Origin of the sequence: Dactylosporangium sp. NPDC049742 (assembly GCF_040674675.1) — a bacterium.
GTDB lineage: Bacteria > Actinomycetota > Actinomycetes > Mycobacteriales > Micromonosporaceae > Dactylosporangium > Dactylosporangium maewongense.
Genome location: NZ_JBFANF010000029.1, coordinates 1 through 15,021, shown reverse-complemented (window position 1 = coordinate 15,021; position 15,021 = coordinate 1). Strand labels below are relative to the sequence as shown.

Annotated in this window: 15 protein-coding genes; 13 read left to right on the top strand and 2 right to left on the bottom strand. The window is 75.0% G+C overall.

The window, feature by feature from the left end; genetic code table 11:
• Positions 1–44 precede the first annotated feature (44 nt).
• Entirely contained in the window at positions 45–422 is a 378-nt protein-coding gene (locus tag AB0J72_RS30770; RefSeq protein ID WP_363404628.1) for a nuclear transport factor 2 family protein, read from the bottom strand.
• Between the two features lie 216 nt (positions 423–638).
• Between AB0J72_RS30770 and AB0J72_RS30765 the strand changes: the two genes are divergently transcribed.
• The 13 genes from AB0J72_RS30765 to AB0J72_RS30705 are packed head-to-tail and all read left to right on the top strand — an operon-like array spanning position 639 to position 12,443.
• A complete protein-coding gene (locus tag AB0J72_RS30765) occupies positions 639–1,334 on the top strand; it encodes a carboxypeptidase-like regulatory domain-containing protein (RefSeq protein WP_363404626.1) in 696 nt (231 codons plus the stop codon).
• A 1-nt stretch (position 1,335) separates the two neighbouring features.
• A complete protein-coding gene (locus AB0J72_RS30760; protein ID WP_363404624.1) occupies positions 1,336–2,559 on the top strand; it encodes a phage tail sheath subtilisin-like domain-containing protein in 1,224 nt (407 codons plus the stop codon).
• A gap of 12 nt (positions 2,560–2,571) precedes the next feature.
• Positions 2,572–3,060, top strand: coding sequence for a phage tail protein (locus AB0J72_RS30755; RefSeq protein WP_344504053.1), 489 nt, complete (start codon positions 2,572–2,574; stop codon positions 3,058–3,060).
• A complete protein-coding gene (locus AB0J72_RS30750; protein WP_363404622.1) occupies positions 3,041–4,180 on the top strand; it encodes a hypothetical protein in 1,140 nt (379 codons plus the stop codon). Before AB0J72_RS30755 ends, AB0J72_RS30750 begins: the two co-directional genes overlap by 20 nt.
• On the top strand, positions 4,168–4,893 hold the full coding sequence (locus AB0J72_RS30745) for a hypothetical protein (protein ID WP_363404620.1): 726 nt from the start codon (positions 4,168–4,170) through the stop codon (positions 4,891–4,893). The genes AB0J72_RS30750 and AB0J72_RS30745 overlap by 13 nt, the downstream gene beginning before the upstream one ends.
• A complete protein-coding gene (locus AB0J72_RS30740; RefSeq protein ID WP_363404618.1) occupies positions 4,890–6,383 on the top strand; it encodes a phage baseplate assembly protein V in 1,494 nt (497 codons plus the stop codon). The genes AB0J72_RS30745 and AB0J72_RS30740 overlap by 4 nt, the downstream gene beginning before the upstream one ends.
• Positions 6,380–6,718: a hypothetical protein gene (locus AB0J72_RS30735; protein WP_363404616.1), complete on the top strand. Its 339-nt coding sequence runs from the start codon at positions 6,380–6,382 to the stop codon at positions 6,716–6,718. Before AB0J72_RS30740 ends, AB0J72_RS30735 begins: the two co-directional genes overlap by 4 nt.
• Positions 6,715–7,107 (top strand): GPW/gp25 family protein, encoded by a 393-nt coding sequence (locus tag AB0J72_RS30730; RefSeq protein WP_363404614.1) that lies wholly within the window; start codon positions 6,715–6,717, stop codon positions 7,105–7,107. The genes AB0J72_RS30735 and AB0J72_RS30730 overlap by 4 nt, the downstream gene beginning before the upstream one ends.
• On the top strand, positions 7,104–9,683 hold the full coding sequence (locus AB0J72_RS30725) for a putative baseplate assembly protein (RefSeq protein ID WP_363404612.1): 2,580 nt from the start codon (positions 7,104–7,106) through the stop codon (positions 9,681–9,683). The genes AB0J72_RS30730 and AB0J72_RS30725 overlap by 4 nt, the downstream gene beginning before the upstream one ends.
• A complete protein-coding gene (locus AB0J72_RS30720; RefSeq protein WP_363404610.1) occupies positions 9,673–10,140 on the top strand; it encodes a phage tail protein in 468 nt (155 codons plus the stop codon). The genes AB0J72_RS30725 and AB0J72_RS30720 overlap by 11 nt, the downstream gene beginning before the upstream one ends.
• A gap of 12 nt (positions 10,141–10,152) precedes the next feature.
• Entirely contained in the window at positions 10,153–11,211 is a 1,059-nt protein-coding gene (locus AB0J72_RS30715; RefSeq protein WP_363404608.1) for a PASTA domain-containing protein, read from the top strand.
• On the top strand, positions 11,211–11,654 hold the full coding sequence (locus AB0J72_RS30710) for a hypothetical protein (protein WP_363404606.1): 444 nt from the start codon (positions 11,211–11,213) through the stop codon (positions 11,652–11,654). The genes AB0J72_RS30715 and AB0J72_RS30710 overlap by 1 nt, the downstream gene beginning before the upstream one ends.
• A 3-nt stretch (positions 11,655–11,657) precedes the next feature.
• On the top strand, positions 11,658–12,443 hold the full coding sequence (locus AB0J72_RS30705) for a hypothetical protein (protein WP_363404604.1): 786 nt from the start codon (positions 11,658–11,660) through the stop codon (positions 12,441–12,443).
• A gap of 1,104 nt (positions 12,444–13,547) precedes the next feature.
• Here the strand turns inward: AB0J72_RS30705 and AB0J72_RS30700 are convergent.
• A partial coding sequence (locus AB0J72_RS30700) for a CHAT domain-containing protein (RefSeq protein ID WP_363404602.1) occupies positions 13,548–15,021 on the bottom strand: 1,474 nt, incomplete at its 5' end.

The following is a 15,021-nucleotide window of genomic DNA, read 5'->3' as shown; positions in this document are numbered from 1 at the left end:
CCGCCGTCACCCGCGCCGCCGCCTGGGCCCGCCGCACCCGCCCGCTACGGCAGGCGGGTGTTCTGGTCGGCCACGACGAGCCACCTGCCGTCGACGAGCGCGTAGGTGAGGGTGAAGTACGCCCGGGTCTGCGACTCGACCGCGCCGGTCGCGTCGACGGTGGTCCACAGGTACTCGATCAGCACCCACCCGGTGCTGCCGGCCAGGGTGACCTTCCGGACGGTGCGCTCCTGCGTCCAGGTGTCGTCGGCGAACATCTCGCGGTGGAACTCGACCATGGCCGCCTTGCCGTCGACGACCGTGCCGTTGGGCAGGATCAGCACCACCTCCTCGGCGAGCGTCGCCGCGTACGCCGCGAGGTCCTTGCGCTCCAGCGCCCCTAGGTGCTCCTCGAGCGCCCGCTCCAGCCCGCTGTCCGCCACCGGCCGGTCTCCCTTCGACGTCCGTCACTGTCCGCCCGAGCATCGTAGCCCGGTGCGGGCCGCCGGGTTGCGCGCCGGCGGAGGTGGCCGCCGGGGCCGCTGATACCGGTTCACCCAGTCAGGTAGGCGACACGGCTCCCCGTATCAACCGGGGCCGCCGTACGTCCTGCTTGCACCGAACCGAAACCCCGAGCCCATGAACGAGGGGACACCGTCATGCCTGAACCGGGCATCGTCGAGACCGCCACCACCGCCCTGCTGCGCTGGGTCGGCGGCGCGGGCCTCAGCGCGAGGCAAGGGCCGCCGAGCGGCGACATCAAGAGCGACGGCAAAGGCGCCAAGCCGGCTGACGTGCACGTGTGGCTCACCGCGCTGCTGCCGGAGCAGGGCATGCGGCCCGTCACCGGGCTGGAGCCGGTCCGGTTCAGGATGCGGTTCCTGCTCGCCACCGCCCGCGCCGACGACGTCGCGGCGCTCGACCGGCTGCTGGGCGCCACGACCACCGGCCCGCACCGGCCCGTCTTCGACGAGGTGCCGGCGCACGTGTGGCAGTCGTCGGGGGTACCGGCGAGACCCGCGTTCTACGTCGACGTCCCCGGGCGGCTCGACCGGCCCGCGCCCGTCGCGCCGCGGGTCACCGCGCCGCTGCGGATCGAGACGGTGCCGCTGCGGCCGCTGTCGGGGGTGGTGCTCGGGCCCGGCGACACGCCGCTGGCCGGCATGCGGGTCGAGAGCGCCGACCGGTCCGAGGTCACCTACACCGGCGCCGACGGCACGTTCGTCCTGGACGGGCTGCCCGCGGACCGGCCGGCCAGGTTGCGGCTGTCCGGCCGCGGCCTTCGGTTCCACCACACCGTCACCGCCGGTGCCGCCTCCCCGGCGGTCATCCGGTGCGAGATCAAGGAGGCATGACATGCCCTACTACGCGTCTCCCGGCGTGTACGTCGAGGAGGTCAGCGGCGGCGCCCGGCCCATCGGCGCCGTCGGCACCAGCACCGCCGGCTTCGTCGGCACGGCGCCGGACCGCGACGCCCGCCGCAACGAGGCGGTCGCCGTCGGCAGCTGGTCGGAGTTCCTGCGGATCTACGCCGGCGGGGACGAGCCGGGCGCCGGCACGCCGCTGTCCCGCGCCGTGTACGGGTTCTTCGACAACGGCGGCGGGCGGTGCTACATCGTCAACATCGCGCCGGGCGAGCCGATCGCCGGCGCCGGCCGCACCCGCTCCGGCCTCGGCCTGCTGGAGGCGATCGACGAGATCGCGATCGTGGCCGCGCCCGGGTACACCGACGTGCTGTCGCACGAGGACCTGCTGAAGCACTGCGAGAACCTCGGCGACCGGATGGCGATCCTCGACCCGCCGGAGGAGATCACCGACGTCGAGCGGCTCGTGCGGGTCGAGACCGCGCCCGCGCCCAAGAAGGCGAAGACCCCCGCGCAGGACGGCCAGCAGCCCGCGCAGCCCGCCCCCACGGCGGACGACGGCGGCCTGCGGCCCCGCAACAGCGACTACGGCACCTTCTACCTGCCGTGGCTGGTCGTCCGCGACCCGATGAGCGGCGACGTCGTCACCACCCCGCCGAGCGGGCACGTCGCCGGCCTGTGGGCGCGCAACGACAGCATCCGCGGCGTGCACAAGGCGCCCGCGAACGAGCCCGTCCGGGGCGCCGTCGACCTCACGTACCGGGTGACCCGCGCCGAACAGGACCTGCTGAACCCGGCCGGCGTCAACTGCATCCGCTACTTCCCGTCCGAGGGCATCCGCGTCTGGGGCGCCCGCACCCTCGCGGCCGAGGCGTCGGAGTGGCGCTACCTCAACGTCCGCCGGCTCTTCTCGATGCTGAAGGAGTCCATCGGCGACGGGACCCGCTGGATCGTGTTCGAGCCCAACGACGAGCAGCTGTGGCGCTCGATCCGCCGGGACATCAGCGCGTTCCTGACCCGGGTCTGGCGCGACGGCGCGCTGCTCGGCGCGACGCCGCAGGAGGCGTTCTTCGTCAAGTGCGACGCCGAGACCAACCCCGCCGAGGTCCGCGACGCGGGCCAGGTCGTCGCGCTGATCGGCGTCGCGCCGGTCAAGCCCGCCGAGTTCGTCGTGTTCAAGCTCAGCCAGTCCGCCATCGGCACCGAAGCCCAGTAAGGGAGCAGCTCGATGACCGCACCCGTCCCGGCCCCGTCCGCTCAGCCCGGCAACTGGGTCGACCCGTACCGCGCGTACAACTTCAAACTCCTCATCAACAACGTCAACGAGGGTCACTTCACGGAGGTGCAGGGGCTCGGCGTCAAGGTCGAGCGGATCTCCTACCGGGAGGCCGGCAACGGCAGCGTGGTGCGCGCGATCCCCGGCCGGGTCACGTACCCGCCGGTGACGCTGCGCTTCGGCCTGACCAACTCCGCCGAGCTGTGGAACTGGCTGATGACCGCCGTCGAGGGCAAGGTCAGCCGCCGCAACGTCTCCATCGTCATGCTCGACCCCGCCGGCACCGCCGAGGCGCTGCGGTGGAACCTCATCAACGCCTGGCCGCAGGAGTGGAGCGGCGCGCCGCTGGACGCCATGAGCCGGGAACTGGCCATCGAGACCCTGGTGCTCGCGCACGAAGGGCTGCAGCGGGAGGCCGGCGGTGGCCGCGCGGCTGCGTGACGCCCTCGCCGGGTGGCTGCGGTGGGCGGCCGACCGGCTCGTGCCCGCCGCGGAGGCGGTCGTCGAGGAGCGGTCGCTGCCGGGAGCGCCGGAGCACTGGCTCAGCCTGGTCCGGGACCGGGCACCGCACCTGCTGCGGCCGGCGAAGGTGCTCTCCGTCGCGGCGGCGGCGTCGGTACGGGCAGCGCCCGCTCCCCCGCCCGCCGACGAGACTCCGGTGCGATGGACGGGTGTGGCGGTCGCGGTCTCCGCGGCCGCCCCGCCCCCGGCCCGCCGGGTGTCCATCGAGGACACCGAGCCGCCACGCCCAGCGATCCGCCTGGCGTCGACTCATGACGTCGAGCCGTTCCGACCGGAGATCCGCCGGGTGTCCACTGAGGACACCGAGCCGTCCCGGCCGGCGGTCCGCCTGGCGTCCACTCAGGACGTCGAGCCGTCCCGGCCGGAGATCCGCCAGATGTCCACTGAGGACACCGAGCCGCCACGGCCGGAGGTCCGGCTGCGACCGGCGGCCCCGGAGCCGGTCCGCTCCCCGGCACCGCGGCGACTTCCCGAACCTGCCGAGGCACCGGCCGTGCGCCCCGCGCCGGCGCCGCAGGAAGACCGCGCCCCGCTGGTCAGACCAGTACCAGAGGACGACACCGCACCGCGGACGAAGCCGGCCGTGCGGGTCGACGCCGCCCCTCGCCCCGGCTGGAGCCCCGCGCCGATGAGCGTCGACCGTGAGGAGCCCGCGTGGCGTCCCGCCGGCCGGGCCCAGCACCCCGGGACGCCCGGCCGCGGCCCGGTGGTGCTGCGGTGGCCGGACCTGCCGGACTCGGCCCGCGCCGCATGGACCGGCGAGACACCGCCCGACGAGGTCGCGCCACGCCGCACCGCGCCCCACCACGCCGACGCTCCGCCGCGACGCCACCGGACGACCGAGCGGCGGTCCGAGCTGCCCGAGGTCGCGGAGCACGTGGTGAGGAGCGGGCCGTGGCCGCGGCTCGGGAACGAGACGCACCGCCGGTGGCCGGAGCTGCCCGACGACAGCGCCCAGTGGGAGGTCACCCCGCGGCGCGGCGGCGACCGGATCCGCAGGCTCGACGAGGAACAGCGAGGACTGCCATGGAACGCGTAGCGTTCGTCGTCGACGAGACCGGCGAGCGGATCGACTGCCTGCTCAACCCGGAGACGTTCGAGGTCAAACGGCTCGCCGGCATCCGCACGCCCGCCGCCGGTGAGAGCCGCCTCGTCGGGCGGGGCCGGGTCGACGACCCGGTGCGGTTCACCGGCGGCGGGCGCACCGAGCTGCTGCTGGACATGGTGTTCGACGTGGCGCTGGTCGAGTCGCGGTCCGGGCCGCAGGACGTGCGGCAGCTGACCGCCAAGCTGTGGGACCTGGCCGAGAACACCGCCGAGGAGCTCGGCTCCGCCCGCCCGCCGCTGGTCCGGCTCGTGTGGGGCCGGTCGTGGAACGTGCCGGGCGTCATCGCCGCCATCGCGGAGCGCTTCGACGCGTTCGGCCCCACGGGCGCGCCGGGACGGTCGTGGATGCGGCTGAAGCTGGTGCGGGTCGACGAGCCGAAGCAGGCCGGCGCCCGCGACTTCGACGGGGAGCTGGCCCGCTCGGGCGCCGGCACCGCACCGGGCACGGCACCGACGGCGGTGCAGGCGCTCGGCGACGGCAGCACCGGCCCGGGCGGCACCGGCAGGATCGACCTGCTCGCCATGGAGGCCCTCGGCAGCCCGATGCGCTGGCGGGAGCTCGCCGAGCACAACGGCGTCGACGACCCGTTCGCGGTCGCGCCGGGCCGGGTGCTGTCGGTGCCGGCGACGGGCGGCCGGCCATGATGCCGGCGGTCCACGCGACGGCGGGCGACCGGGAGCTCCCGGTCACCGGGGTGCGGGTCACCAGCCGGCTCTCGCAGCCCGCGCAGTGCGAGCTGACCCTCGACGACCCGCGCGGCGAGGCCCTGCACCTGCTCGGCGCGAGCCTCGTCGTGCGCGTCGCCGGCGACGACGGGCCCCTGTTCACCGGCGAGGTGACGGGGGTGGGCCTCACCCGGGCCGCGGACGGCACCGCGGAGACCCGGCTGACCGGCTACGACCTGCTGCACCGGCTCCGCGCCCGGCAGACCGTCCGCTGCTTCGACCGCGTCGACCCGAAGGACCTGGTCGAGGCGGTCGCCGGCGACCTGGGGGTGCACGTGCACGGCGGCGACGGCCCCCGGTTCGAGCGGGTGGTGCAGCACCGGCAGCGCGACCTCCAGCTGCTGACGGAGACCCTCGGCCGGATCGGGATGTACGTCGTCCTCGACGGCACCGACCTGCGGGTGCTGACCCTGCAGGGGCACGGCGACCCGGTCCCGCTCCGGTACGGCCGGGACCTGCACCACGTCGAGGTGGCCGCCGGCGTCGACCGGCTCGCGGCCCGCTGCGAGGCGGTCGGCTGGCACCCGCAGCGGGCGAAGGCGTTCACCGAGACCGCCGGGCAGCCCCGGCAGGGCCGCGACATCGCGCTGCGGCCGGACAGCCCGGCGCCGCTGACGCTGGTCGACGAGTCCGCGCGGACCGGCGACGAGCTGCGCGCCGTCGCCCAGGGCGCCCTCGACGCGAGCGCGGCCCGGGCGGTCACGCTCGACGGCGTCGCCGCCGGCAGCGCCGCGCTGCGGGCCGGGCGCCGGATCGCCGTGCGCGGCGTCGCCGACGCTCTGGACGGCACCTACGTGCTCACCGAGGTCGTGTCCACCGTGGACGCCGACGGCTACCTGGCGGCGGTGTCGACCCGGCCGCCGGCGCGGGACGTGGCCCGGCCCGGCGCGTCGCTGACGCTCGGGCGGGTGACCGCGGTCGACGACCCCGACGGCTGCGGCCGGGTGCGGGTGGCGCTGCAGGCGCACGGCGGGCTTGACGCCGGCTGGGTGGCGCTGCTGGTGCCCGGCGCCGGCGACGGCAAGGGCCTGGTGCTGCTGCCCGACGTCGGCGACTCGGTGCTGGTCGCGCTGCCGCACGACGCGTCCGGCGACGCGGTCGTCCTCGGCTCCCTGTTCGGCACCGCCAAGGCGCCCGACGGCGCCGGGGTCACGGGCGGCGGCGTGCGGCGCTGGTCGATGCGGACCGCGCACGGCCAGTCGATCGTCGTCGACGACGCCGAGCGGTCGCTGCGGGTGGAGACCGCCGACGGCAGCTACCTCCAGCTCGCGCCGGACGTGGTGCGGCTGCACGCCGCCACCGACCTGGTCCTGGAGGCACCAGGGCACGGCGTCACGGTCAAGGCCCGCACGGTCGACTTCGAGCACGCCCTCATCGCGGTCCCGACGCTCCCGGGAGGTCCGGCATGAAACTCGTGACGGTGCAGGCGGTCGTGCGCTGCGGCCACGACGGCCGGGTGCGCAACAACGCCTCGCAGCACTGGGTCACCGTCGCCGGCGCAGACGTACTCGTCGACGACGACCCGCAGGGCCGCGCGGTCGCCGGCTGCCCCAACATCGGCCCGACCATGAAGCCCTGCACCCTCACCCTGGCGGTGCAGGCGGGGTACAGCGACTGGATCCGCGTCGACGGCAAGCGGGTCGCACTGTCCAACCTGGACGGTCTCACCGACGGCACGGTCCCCGGCACCGTCCACTACACGGTCCGCGACCCCGGCCAGACCTTCGTGGGGGCCGACGCATGAGGGCGATCAGGTTCGCGCCCGCCCTCACCGCCACCGGGGCGCTGTCCATGGTGGACGGAGACGCCGCGGTACGGCAGGCGCTGCTGCTCCTGCTCGCCACGACCCCGGGCGAGCGGCTGATGCGGCCGCAGTACGGGTGCCACCTCAACCGGCTGCTGTTCGCCCCCAACGACCACACGACCGCCGGCCTCGCCGTGCACTACGTCCGGCAGGCGGTCCAGCGGTGGGAGCCGCGCGCGGAGATCGTGTCGCTGGACGCCGCCGCCGACCCCGACGTGCCGACCCGGCTGACCATCCACCTGCGGTACCGGGTCCTCGCCACCCTCACCCTCGCCGACCTCGACATCCCGCTGGACCTCGGTCCGGCGGCCGACGGGAGCCCGTCATGACCCTGCCGATCCCCAACCTCGACGACCGCACGTTCACCGACCTCGTCCGTGAGGCCCGCGACCGCATCGCCCGGTCCTGCCCCGGCTGGACCGACCTGTCGGTGCACGACCCCGGCATCGCCCTCGTCGAGGTGTTCGCGCACCTGACGGAGGTCATGCTGTACCGGCTGAACCGGCTGCCCGACAAGGCCTACATCGAGTACCTCAACCTGCTCGGCGTCACCCGGCACGCGCCCGCCGCGGCGTGGACGGAGCTGACGTTCACCCGTACCGGCGACGACACCACCACCAGGATCACGGTGCCGGCCGGGACGAAGGCGGCCGCGCAGGGCGCCGACCCGCAGCCGGTCCTGTTCGTCACCACCGAGTCCGCGGTGCTCGCCGAGGGGCAGGCCGCGGTCACGGTACGGGCGCACCACTGCGAGCCCGTCGCGGCCGAGCTGCTCGGTCTCGGCACCGGCATGCCGGGGCAGGTGCTGCGCACGGCGCGGGCGCCGATCGTGACCACCACCGAACACCTCGACGTGATGCTGGGCGTGCAGACGCCCGCCGAGGAACTCGCCGACGGGGTCCCGGCGCGGGAGCACGACGGCCGCTCGTTCGTCATCTGGCAGCCCGTCGCGGGTTTCGCCGGTGTACCGGCGGACGCCCTCGTCTACCAGCTGGACCGCGGCACCGGCACGGTCACGTTCGCGCCGGCCGTCGACGCCGGTGGCGCGCCCGTCGCGGCGGTCCCGCCGGCGGGCCGGGAGGTGCGGATCTGGTACCGCGTCGGCGGCGGCTCGGCCGGCAACGTGGCCGCGCACACCGTGACGGCGCTGCGGGACCCGGTGCCCGGCGTGCGGGTCACCAACGAGCTGCCCGCGTTCGGCGGCCGGGACCTGGAGCCCGTCGACGCCGCGCTGACCCGCGGCCCGTACGAGTTCTTCGCACTCCGCCGGGCCGTCACCGCCCGCGACTTCGAGCTGCTCGCCACGGCCGCGTCGGCGGCGGTGGCCCGGGCGACCGCGTTCACCCGCGCCACCATGTGGTCCTTCGCGCAGCCCGGCGAGGTCGAGGTCGTCCTCGTGCCGCACGTCGGCGCGGAGTCCCGGCCCGACTGGCGGCTGCCGGTGGCGAGGCTGCTGGAGGTGCAGGACGAGGACGTGCGCCGGCACACGCAGCAGGACCTCGAGGCGCGCCGGGCGCTCGGCACCCGGGTCGTCGCCGGCTGGGCCCGCTACAAGGCGGTCGCCGTGCGGGCCCGGGTCGTGGTCGGCGACCACGAGGACGTCGACGCGGTCCGCCGGCGGATCAACGACCGGCTGTACGCGACGATCAGCCCGCTGCCGACGCCGATGACCCCCACCGGCTGGGCGTTCGGCGAGCCGCTGCGCGCGTCCAACGTGTACCGGATGCTCGAGTCCGCGGAGCCCGGCGTCCGGTACGTCGACGACGTGCGGTTCGTGGTCGACGAGGCGCCCGACAAGGCCGTCCGGTCCGTCGTCGCCGACCGGTTCCAGGACGACACCTGGTACGCCGGCAGCGGCGAGGTCGTGTTCCGCTCCACCAACGGCGGCGCCGGCTGGGAGCCCGCCGGGCGGTTCCCGGGCGAGGAGGTCCGCCGGGTCGTCGCCGCGCCCGCGCCGAACCGGCCCGGGATCACCGCCCGCCCGGGGCTGCTGGCCGCGGTCACCCACACCGCCGACGGGACCAGCGCCGTGCACGTGTCGCGGGACCTCGGCGAGACGTGGGCGCTGGTCGCCGCCCTGGAGCCGGCGATCGCCGACGTCGCCTGGATCGACCGGGAGGGCGTGGCGACGCTGCTGTGCGCGACCGACGCCGGCCTGTACGAGGTCGCCGCCGAACCCGGCGCGGTGCCGCTGCAGGTGCTCGTCGACAACACCGACCCGGGCCGCGGCTTCTCCGGCGTCCGGTCGTTCGTCTCCGAACGCGGCACCCACGGCGTGGTCCTCGCGGCCCAGGCGAAGTACGGCGTCTACCTGTCCACCGAGGGCGGCACCGCCGGCACGTTCGCCCACGTCGGGCTGCGCGGCACCGACGCGCGCGCCATCGAGATCCAGTACGACGGCCCGTCCACCGTGGTGTGGGTCGGCGCCGGCGAGTCGGACCCGAGCCGCCCCGGGCAGGGCTGCCACCGGGCCCGCCTGTTCGAGGCGGACGTGCGGTGGGAGCAGCTCAACGCCGGCTGGACCGGCGGCACCTGCTGGGACCTCGACTTCACCGGCCAGGCCGTCGTCGCCGCCACGCAGAGCGCCGGGGTGCTGCGGCTGGACCTGGCGAGCAAGACCCCGCAGTGGGAGGCGGCCAACGTCAACGGTGGCCTGCCGCTGCGGGACCGGACCCGGTTCGAGCCGGTGGCGGCCCTCGCGACCAGCACTGGGACCAGCACTGGGACCGGCGGCGTGGGGCGGGTCCTCGCGGGTGGGCCCCGCGGCGCGTACCGCAGCGACGACGCCAGGACGTGGGCCTTCACCGCCGACCGTGAGACCCGGCAGCCGGTGACGATCCCGCCCACCTGGCTGCTGTGCTCCGGCGAGCACGACGTCGAGGTGGTGCGTCTCAATGCGGCATGACGACATCGTGCGGCTGCTCCCGGCCGTGTACCAGTCGGCCGCGCAGCCCGGCAGCGTCCTGACGGGGCTGCTGGACGTGATGGAGGCGATGCACGCGCCGGCCGAGCGGCGGCTCGCGGCCGTGGACGAGCTCTTCGCCGCGTACCGGACGCCCGACGCCTTCCTGCCGTTCCTGCTGCGGTGCGTGGCGATGGACCACATCGGACGGTCGCTGCCGTCCGGCCGGCAGCGCGACCTCGTCGCCCGCGCCGGCGACCTGGCCCGCCGCCGGGGCACCGCGGGCGGCCTGTGCGCGCTGCTGGAGACGGTGACCGGGGTGCCCGGCTTCACCGTCGAGGAGCCCCGCCCCTTCCACGTCGTGGTGCGGGTGCCCGATCCCGCCCGCGACCAGCTGTCCCTGATCCGGCTGGTGGTGCAGCAGGAGAAGCCCGCGGCCGTCACCGTCTCGATTCCCTAGGAGCTGTGTGTCATGTCCACGAAGTGGGTCGTCACGACCGCCGCCGAGCGCATCGTCCTGGACGACGCGCACCAGGGCGGCACCACGTTCACCGTCACCAACCCCGGCAAGGCCGCCGACCGGGTCGTGTTCGAGCCGGTCGCCGGCGGCGACGCGGACCCGTCCTGGTTCACCGTCGACGACCCGCAGCGCCGGGTCCTGCCGGCGGCGTCCGCGTCGTTCCTGCTGAAGGTCCACGTCCCGGCGCAGGCGAAGCCCGGCTCGTACGAGGTGCAGGGCCGCGCCTACTCGGCGGACTCCGCGCCCGAGGAGTCGTCGGTGCTCAGCGGCCGGGTCGTCTTCGACGTCGCGGCCCCGCCGGCGCCGCCGGAGCGCCGGATCCCGTGGTGGATCATCGCGATCGCCGCCGGTCTCGTCGTCATCACCGCCGTCACGGTCACCCTGGTGCTGACGCTCGGCGGCTCCTCACCGGCGCCCTCGGCGTCGGCGTCGGCCGCACCGGTCGTCACCGCGCCGCCGTCCGGGGCGATCCCCGTGCCGGACCTGGCCCGCCTCAACGAGACCCAGGCCGTCTTCGCGCTGAAGCAGGCGGGCCTCGTCGCCGGCACCATCAAGCACCGCAACGACCCGACCAGGGCCGACACGGTCGTGGAGCAGGGCGTCCCGGCCGCGAAGACCGTCGCGGCGGGCACGGCCGTCGACCTGGTCGTCGCGGTCCGGCTGGCCCCGCCCGTGCTGAAGACCCCCGCCAACGCGCAGCTGAAGCAGGCCGACGGCAGGCTCGTCTGGGAGCAGCCGGAGGCGTACGTGACCCGCTGGGTCGTCAGCCTGTCGGTCTCGGTGTGCGCGCAGGGCCCGCTGACCCCGCAGGCCTGCAACAACGTGCCGATGGTGACGGCCCGCACCGACGTGAAGAGCTACGCGCCGTCGCTGCGCCCCGCGCAGAGCATGGGCCTCGGCGGCACGGTCCTGGCCTTCAACGGCACCTTCGTGTGGACCGTCCAGGCCGTCGACGACTTCGGCGGCATCGGCCCGGCCGCCGCCGTCCTGCCCGCCCAGATGGTGCCGTGATGACCCGGCAGACGAAGATCGTGATCGCGGCGCTCGTCGTGATCACGGTGATGTTCGCCGGCTCCGCCGCGCAACGCCCGGGCGGCGGCTCGCTCGAGGCGCCCGGGGCGCTCGTCGAGTGGTTCGGGGCGAAGTTCGCGAAGACCCCGGACGCCGACCCGGCCGACCTCAGCGCCCCCTGCCGCTCCGGCGACACGTTCGTCGTGCGCGACGGCAGCTGCGTGCTGCGGGTCGCCGCCCGTCAGGGCCGCCGCACGGTCCGCCTGCGCGCCGACAGCGACGTCGGCGTGCAGGCTCCGGCCCCCGGGCAGGACACGCTCGTGCGCAGCGACGCCAAGGCCGGCGACACGGTCTCGGTCACCGTCGGCGACGCCGCCACCGACATCGACCTCATCTGCGCCGGCGAACGCACCTGCGTCCTCACCATCGCGAAGAGGGGCTGAGCCGTGGAACGCCTCCGCACCCCGTTCTTCATCGTCGCGCTCGTCGCGATGGCCCTCGTCGTCTGCGTCGAGCTCGGCGAGCAGCTGCTGATCGGCGGCGTCGACGCGGGCACCGCCCTCACCGACCACGCCGCCGCCCTCGGTGCCCAGGTCCCGGCCGGCGGCCACGTCGAACGCCCCTCCGGCGTCGGCATCCCGTACCTGGCGCTGCTGGACTTCGCGGCCCTCTTCACCGTCGCCCTGATGGCGGCCGGCCTCGTGGTCCCCCAGCGCCTGCACGGCCGCCTCCAGGGCGTCGTCACGCTGATCGTGGCGATCCTGCTGCTCCTGGCGTCCATCGGCCTCATCCTCCTCGCCGTGGCGAAGCTGGTCCTGATGGTCGCCCTGCTGCTGGCGTTCCCGTTCGGCACGATCGCCTACCTGATTCTGTTCGCCTCGTTCCCCCGCGGTACCGCCACCGTCATCCTCTCGCTGCTCATGTTCCTGAAGCTCGTCTTCGCCGGCTCGCTGGTCGCCGCCCAGCCCCGCTTCCTGCAGAACAAGGGCCTGGTCCTGCTGACCCTGTGCTCCCTGCTGTGCAACGTGGTGGTGGCGTTCCTGCACGGCCTGGTGCCGGGCATCCTGGTCAGCATCACCGACGCCGTGGCCGGCATCGTCGTGGCGATCGTCGCCCTGATCTGGTCCGTCGTCCTACTCATCGGCGCGATCGTCGGCATCGTGACCGCGGCCCGCACCACCGCCGACACCGCCCGCACCACCGCCACCGCCGCCCTCCCTTCCCCCGGATAGCCCAGGCGTACGCACCACGCCCCCTTCCCGGATAAGTCCAGGCGCAAGCGCCCGGACTTATCCGACATTTCGTATTTGCGCCAAAGGCGCGGAAGAACTGGAACCACGAGCGCGCTCCAGGCCTCGAACCAGTCCCCACCGTGATCAGATCGCGGATCTGGTCGTCCCGACAGCCAGATTCGCTATTGGATCACCGGTCTCATGATCGAGATCCCGCGCAGTTCGGCTGGCGTGTGACATTGCACGGCGACCGGGCTCAGCGATGTAGCGCGCAGGCGGGCGACGATCCCCGCTGGTGCCCGCCGCGCCAGCGGTGAGCCGGAAGCTCAGCCCGGCCGGCGCCGTAGCGGACGAATCCTGCGGCAGGCAAGCCGCTGCCAGGACCGGCTCGGGGTCAGGGATCGATCCGGTCGCCAAGCGCGTCGCTGCTGGATCCCCGCCTGGCGATCAAAGGACGGATCCGGTCGTGCTGGCGGCCAGAACCGTCCTTCGATCATGCCGCGGCGCGAAGATCGGCGTTGCACACCTGGCGGCTGGGCCCGGAACACCGGCACGGGGGGCGGACGCGGGATCGACCCAGACATCGAGCGCCGGAAGCACAAACCATCGCAGCCCGGCCAGCGGATGCGACGCGCAGGCGGGTGAGGCTGCCGCGCGCCGCGCAGCGGCGCACTGGGGCGCGGGTGAGGATCCCGCCAGTGCCCGCCGCGCCAGCAGTGGGCCGGAAGCTCAGCCCGGCCGGCGCCGCCCCGGACGAATCCCGCGCAGGCAGACCGCGGCCAGGACCGACTCGGGGGCAGGGATCAATCCGGTCGCCAAGCGCGTCGCTGCTGGATCCCCCGCCTGGTGATCCAAGGACGGATCCGGTCGTGCTGGCGGCCAGAACCGTCCTTCGATCATGCCGCGGCGCGAAATCAGCGTTGCGCGCATGGTGGCCGGACGCCGGGAGCACAACTCGTCGCAGGCCGGCCAGCGGACGCCGCGCGCACGCGCCCGAAGCTGCCGCGCGCAAGCGCTGGCAGTGCGCCGCGCAGCGGCGCATTGGGGCGCGGGTGAGAACCCCCGCCGGGACGCGCCGCGGCAGCGGTGGGGCGGAAGTACAGCTCAGCCGGCGCCGTAGCAGACGAAGCCGGCGCTGCTGTAGCGGGCGTCGCCGTCGGTGGCGAGCTGGGCGGCGGCGAGGGCGGCGGCCTCCGTGTAGCCGGTGCCCAGGCGTTTGTGGAAGTCGGTCATGAGGGTGCGGGTGGCCTCGTCGTCGACCGGGCCGGTGCTCGCGACCACGGTGCGGGTGCCGAGCTGGAGCAGGGTGCTGGTCAGGCCGAGCAGCTCCTCGCCGGGGTGCACGGCGGACAGGCCGGTGTCGCAGCCGGACAGCACCAGAGTGCCGGGCGGGCGGTTGACGGCGGAAAGGTCGTACATCGTCAAAGGGCCGTCGGCGAGCAGGAGTGCGGAGAAGAGGGCGTTGTCGGTGCGGAACTGGCCGTGGCAGGCGATGTGGCCCAGCGAGGCGCCGTCCAGGGCATGCAGCACGTCGGCGACGAGGGCGCGGTCGCCGGCGAGCAGCGTCGCGCCGGGTGTGCCGGCGGCGATCCCCGTGACCTCGCGCAGCGCCTGCGGCGGGTCGGCGGCGCCGACGAAGACCGAGGGGCCGTCGGGGCGGGGGGTGCGCTGCGCCCGCCACCAGGTCGCGGCCGAAGGGGTGACGCGGACGGCGCGGCCGCGGCAGCGGGGCAGCAGGGACCAGGACAGCGCCTGCAGCTGGCCGGTCGGGGCGAGGACCAGGTCGCGGTCGCCGATGAGGTCGTCGAGCGGGGCGAGCAGCATGCGGTCGAGGTCGGTGGCGGCGTGGTCGGCGGCGAGGGTCGCGGCGCCGCGGTGGCCGCGGCCGGCGACGAGGCGGCGCTGGGCGAAGCGCAGGGCGTGCAGTTCGTCGAGGACCGGCTGGGCCGGGCCCAGAGGGCGGTGCGTGACCCGGCCGCCGACGAGGACCAGGGCGTGCAGGCAGGCGTCGACGGCGAGCAGGTCGACGAACGCGAGGTCGCCGAGGGCCGCGGCGAGCACGTCGAGGGGCGGGCCGGCGGCGGTCGCCTCCTCGGTGCCGTGCGCCTGCCAGGAGCGGCGGCGCACCTGCTCCTCCAGGTCGCGCTGGCGCTGCAGCAGGCGGCCGGTGTGTGCGGCGCCGATCGGGGCGGCGGCCAGGTCGGCGTGGACGCTGCGCAGGCGGGCCAGGTCGCGGGCGATCACGGGGTCGCCGCTGGGCCGGGCGGGCGGCAGCCAGAGCGCCGCGGCCCGGCACCGCTGCGACCACTGCAGGATCTGCTCCGCGGGCTCGTGCTCCACGGCCAGGCGCAGCCGGAACGCGGCGAGGTCGGCGACCGTGCCGCCGCTGCGGACGCGCAGCTCGGTGGCGCCGAGGCTGGCCCGGTGCGCCTCGAACTCGCGCAGCCCGGCGTCGGCGCAGCGGGCCGCGGCGGGGACGTCGCCGTCGGCGAGTTCGGCTGGAAGTTCAACTCCGGCGAGGTCGACCACGAGACGATCATGTCCGAGGCGCAGGCCCGCGGGCTGGGCTGGATCGCCT

Excerpts from the sequence above, each read along its gene's own strand:
- AB0J72_RS30725 (WP_363404612.1), top strand. The coding sequence starts at position 7,104 with ATGACCCTGCCGATCCCCAACCTCGACGACCGCACGTTCACCGACCTC.
- AB0J72_RS30760 (WP_363404624.1), top strand. The coding sequence starts at position 1,336 with ATGCCCTACTACGCGTCTCCCGGCGTGTACGTCGAGGAGGTCAGCGGC.
- AB0J72_RS30710 (WP_363404606.1), top strand. The coding sequence starts at position 11,211 with ATGACCCGGCAGACGAAGATCGTGATCGCGGCGCTCGTCGTGATCACG.
- AB0J72_RS30755 (WP_344504053.1), top strand. The coding sequence starts at position 2,572 with ATGACCGCACCCGTCCCGGCCCCGTCCGCTCAGCCCGGCAACTGGGTC.
- AB0J72_RS30735 (WP_363404616.1), top strand. The coding sequence starts at position 6,380 with ATGAAACTCGTGACGGTGCAGGCGGTCGTGCGCTGCGGCCACGACGGC.
- AB0J72_RS30730 (WP_363404614.1), top strand. The coding sequence starts at position 6,715 with ATGAGGGCGATCAGGTTCGCGCCCGCCCTCACCGCCACCGGGGCGCTG.
- AB0J72_RS30715 (WP_363404608.1), top strand. The coding sequence starts at position 10,153 with ATGTCCACGAAGTGGGTCGTCACGACCGCCGCCGAGCGCATCGTCCTG.
- AB0J72_RS30765 (WP_363404626.1), top strand. The coding sequence starts at position 639 with ATGCCTGAACCGGGCATCGTCGAGACCGCCACCACCGCCCTGCTGCGC.
- AB0J72_RS30720 (WP_363404610.1), top strand. The coding sequence starts at position 9,673 with ATGCGGCATGACGACATCGTGCGGCTGCTCCCGGCCGTGTACCAGTCG.
- AB0J72_RS30745 (WP_363404620.1), top strand. The coding sequence starts at position 4,168 with ATGGAACGCGTAGCGTTCGTCGTCGACGAGACCGGCGAGCGGATCGAC.
- AB0J72_RS30740 (WP_363404618.1), top strand. The coding sequence starts at position 4,890 with ATGATGCCGGCGGTCCACGCGACGGCGGGCGACCGGGAGCTCCCGGTC.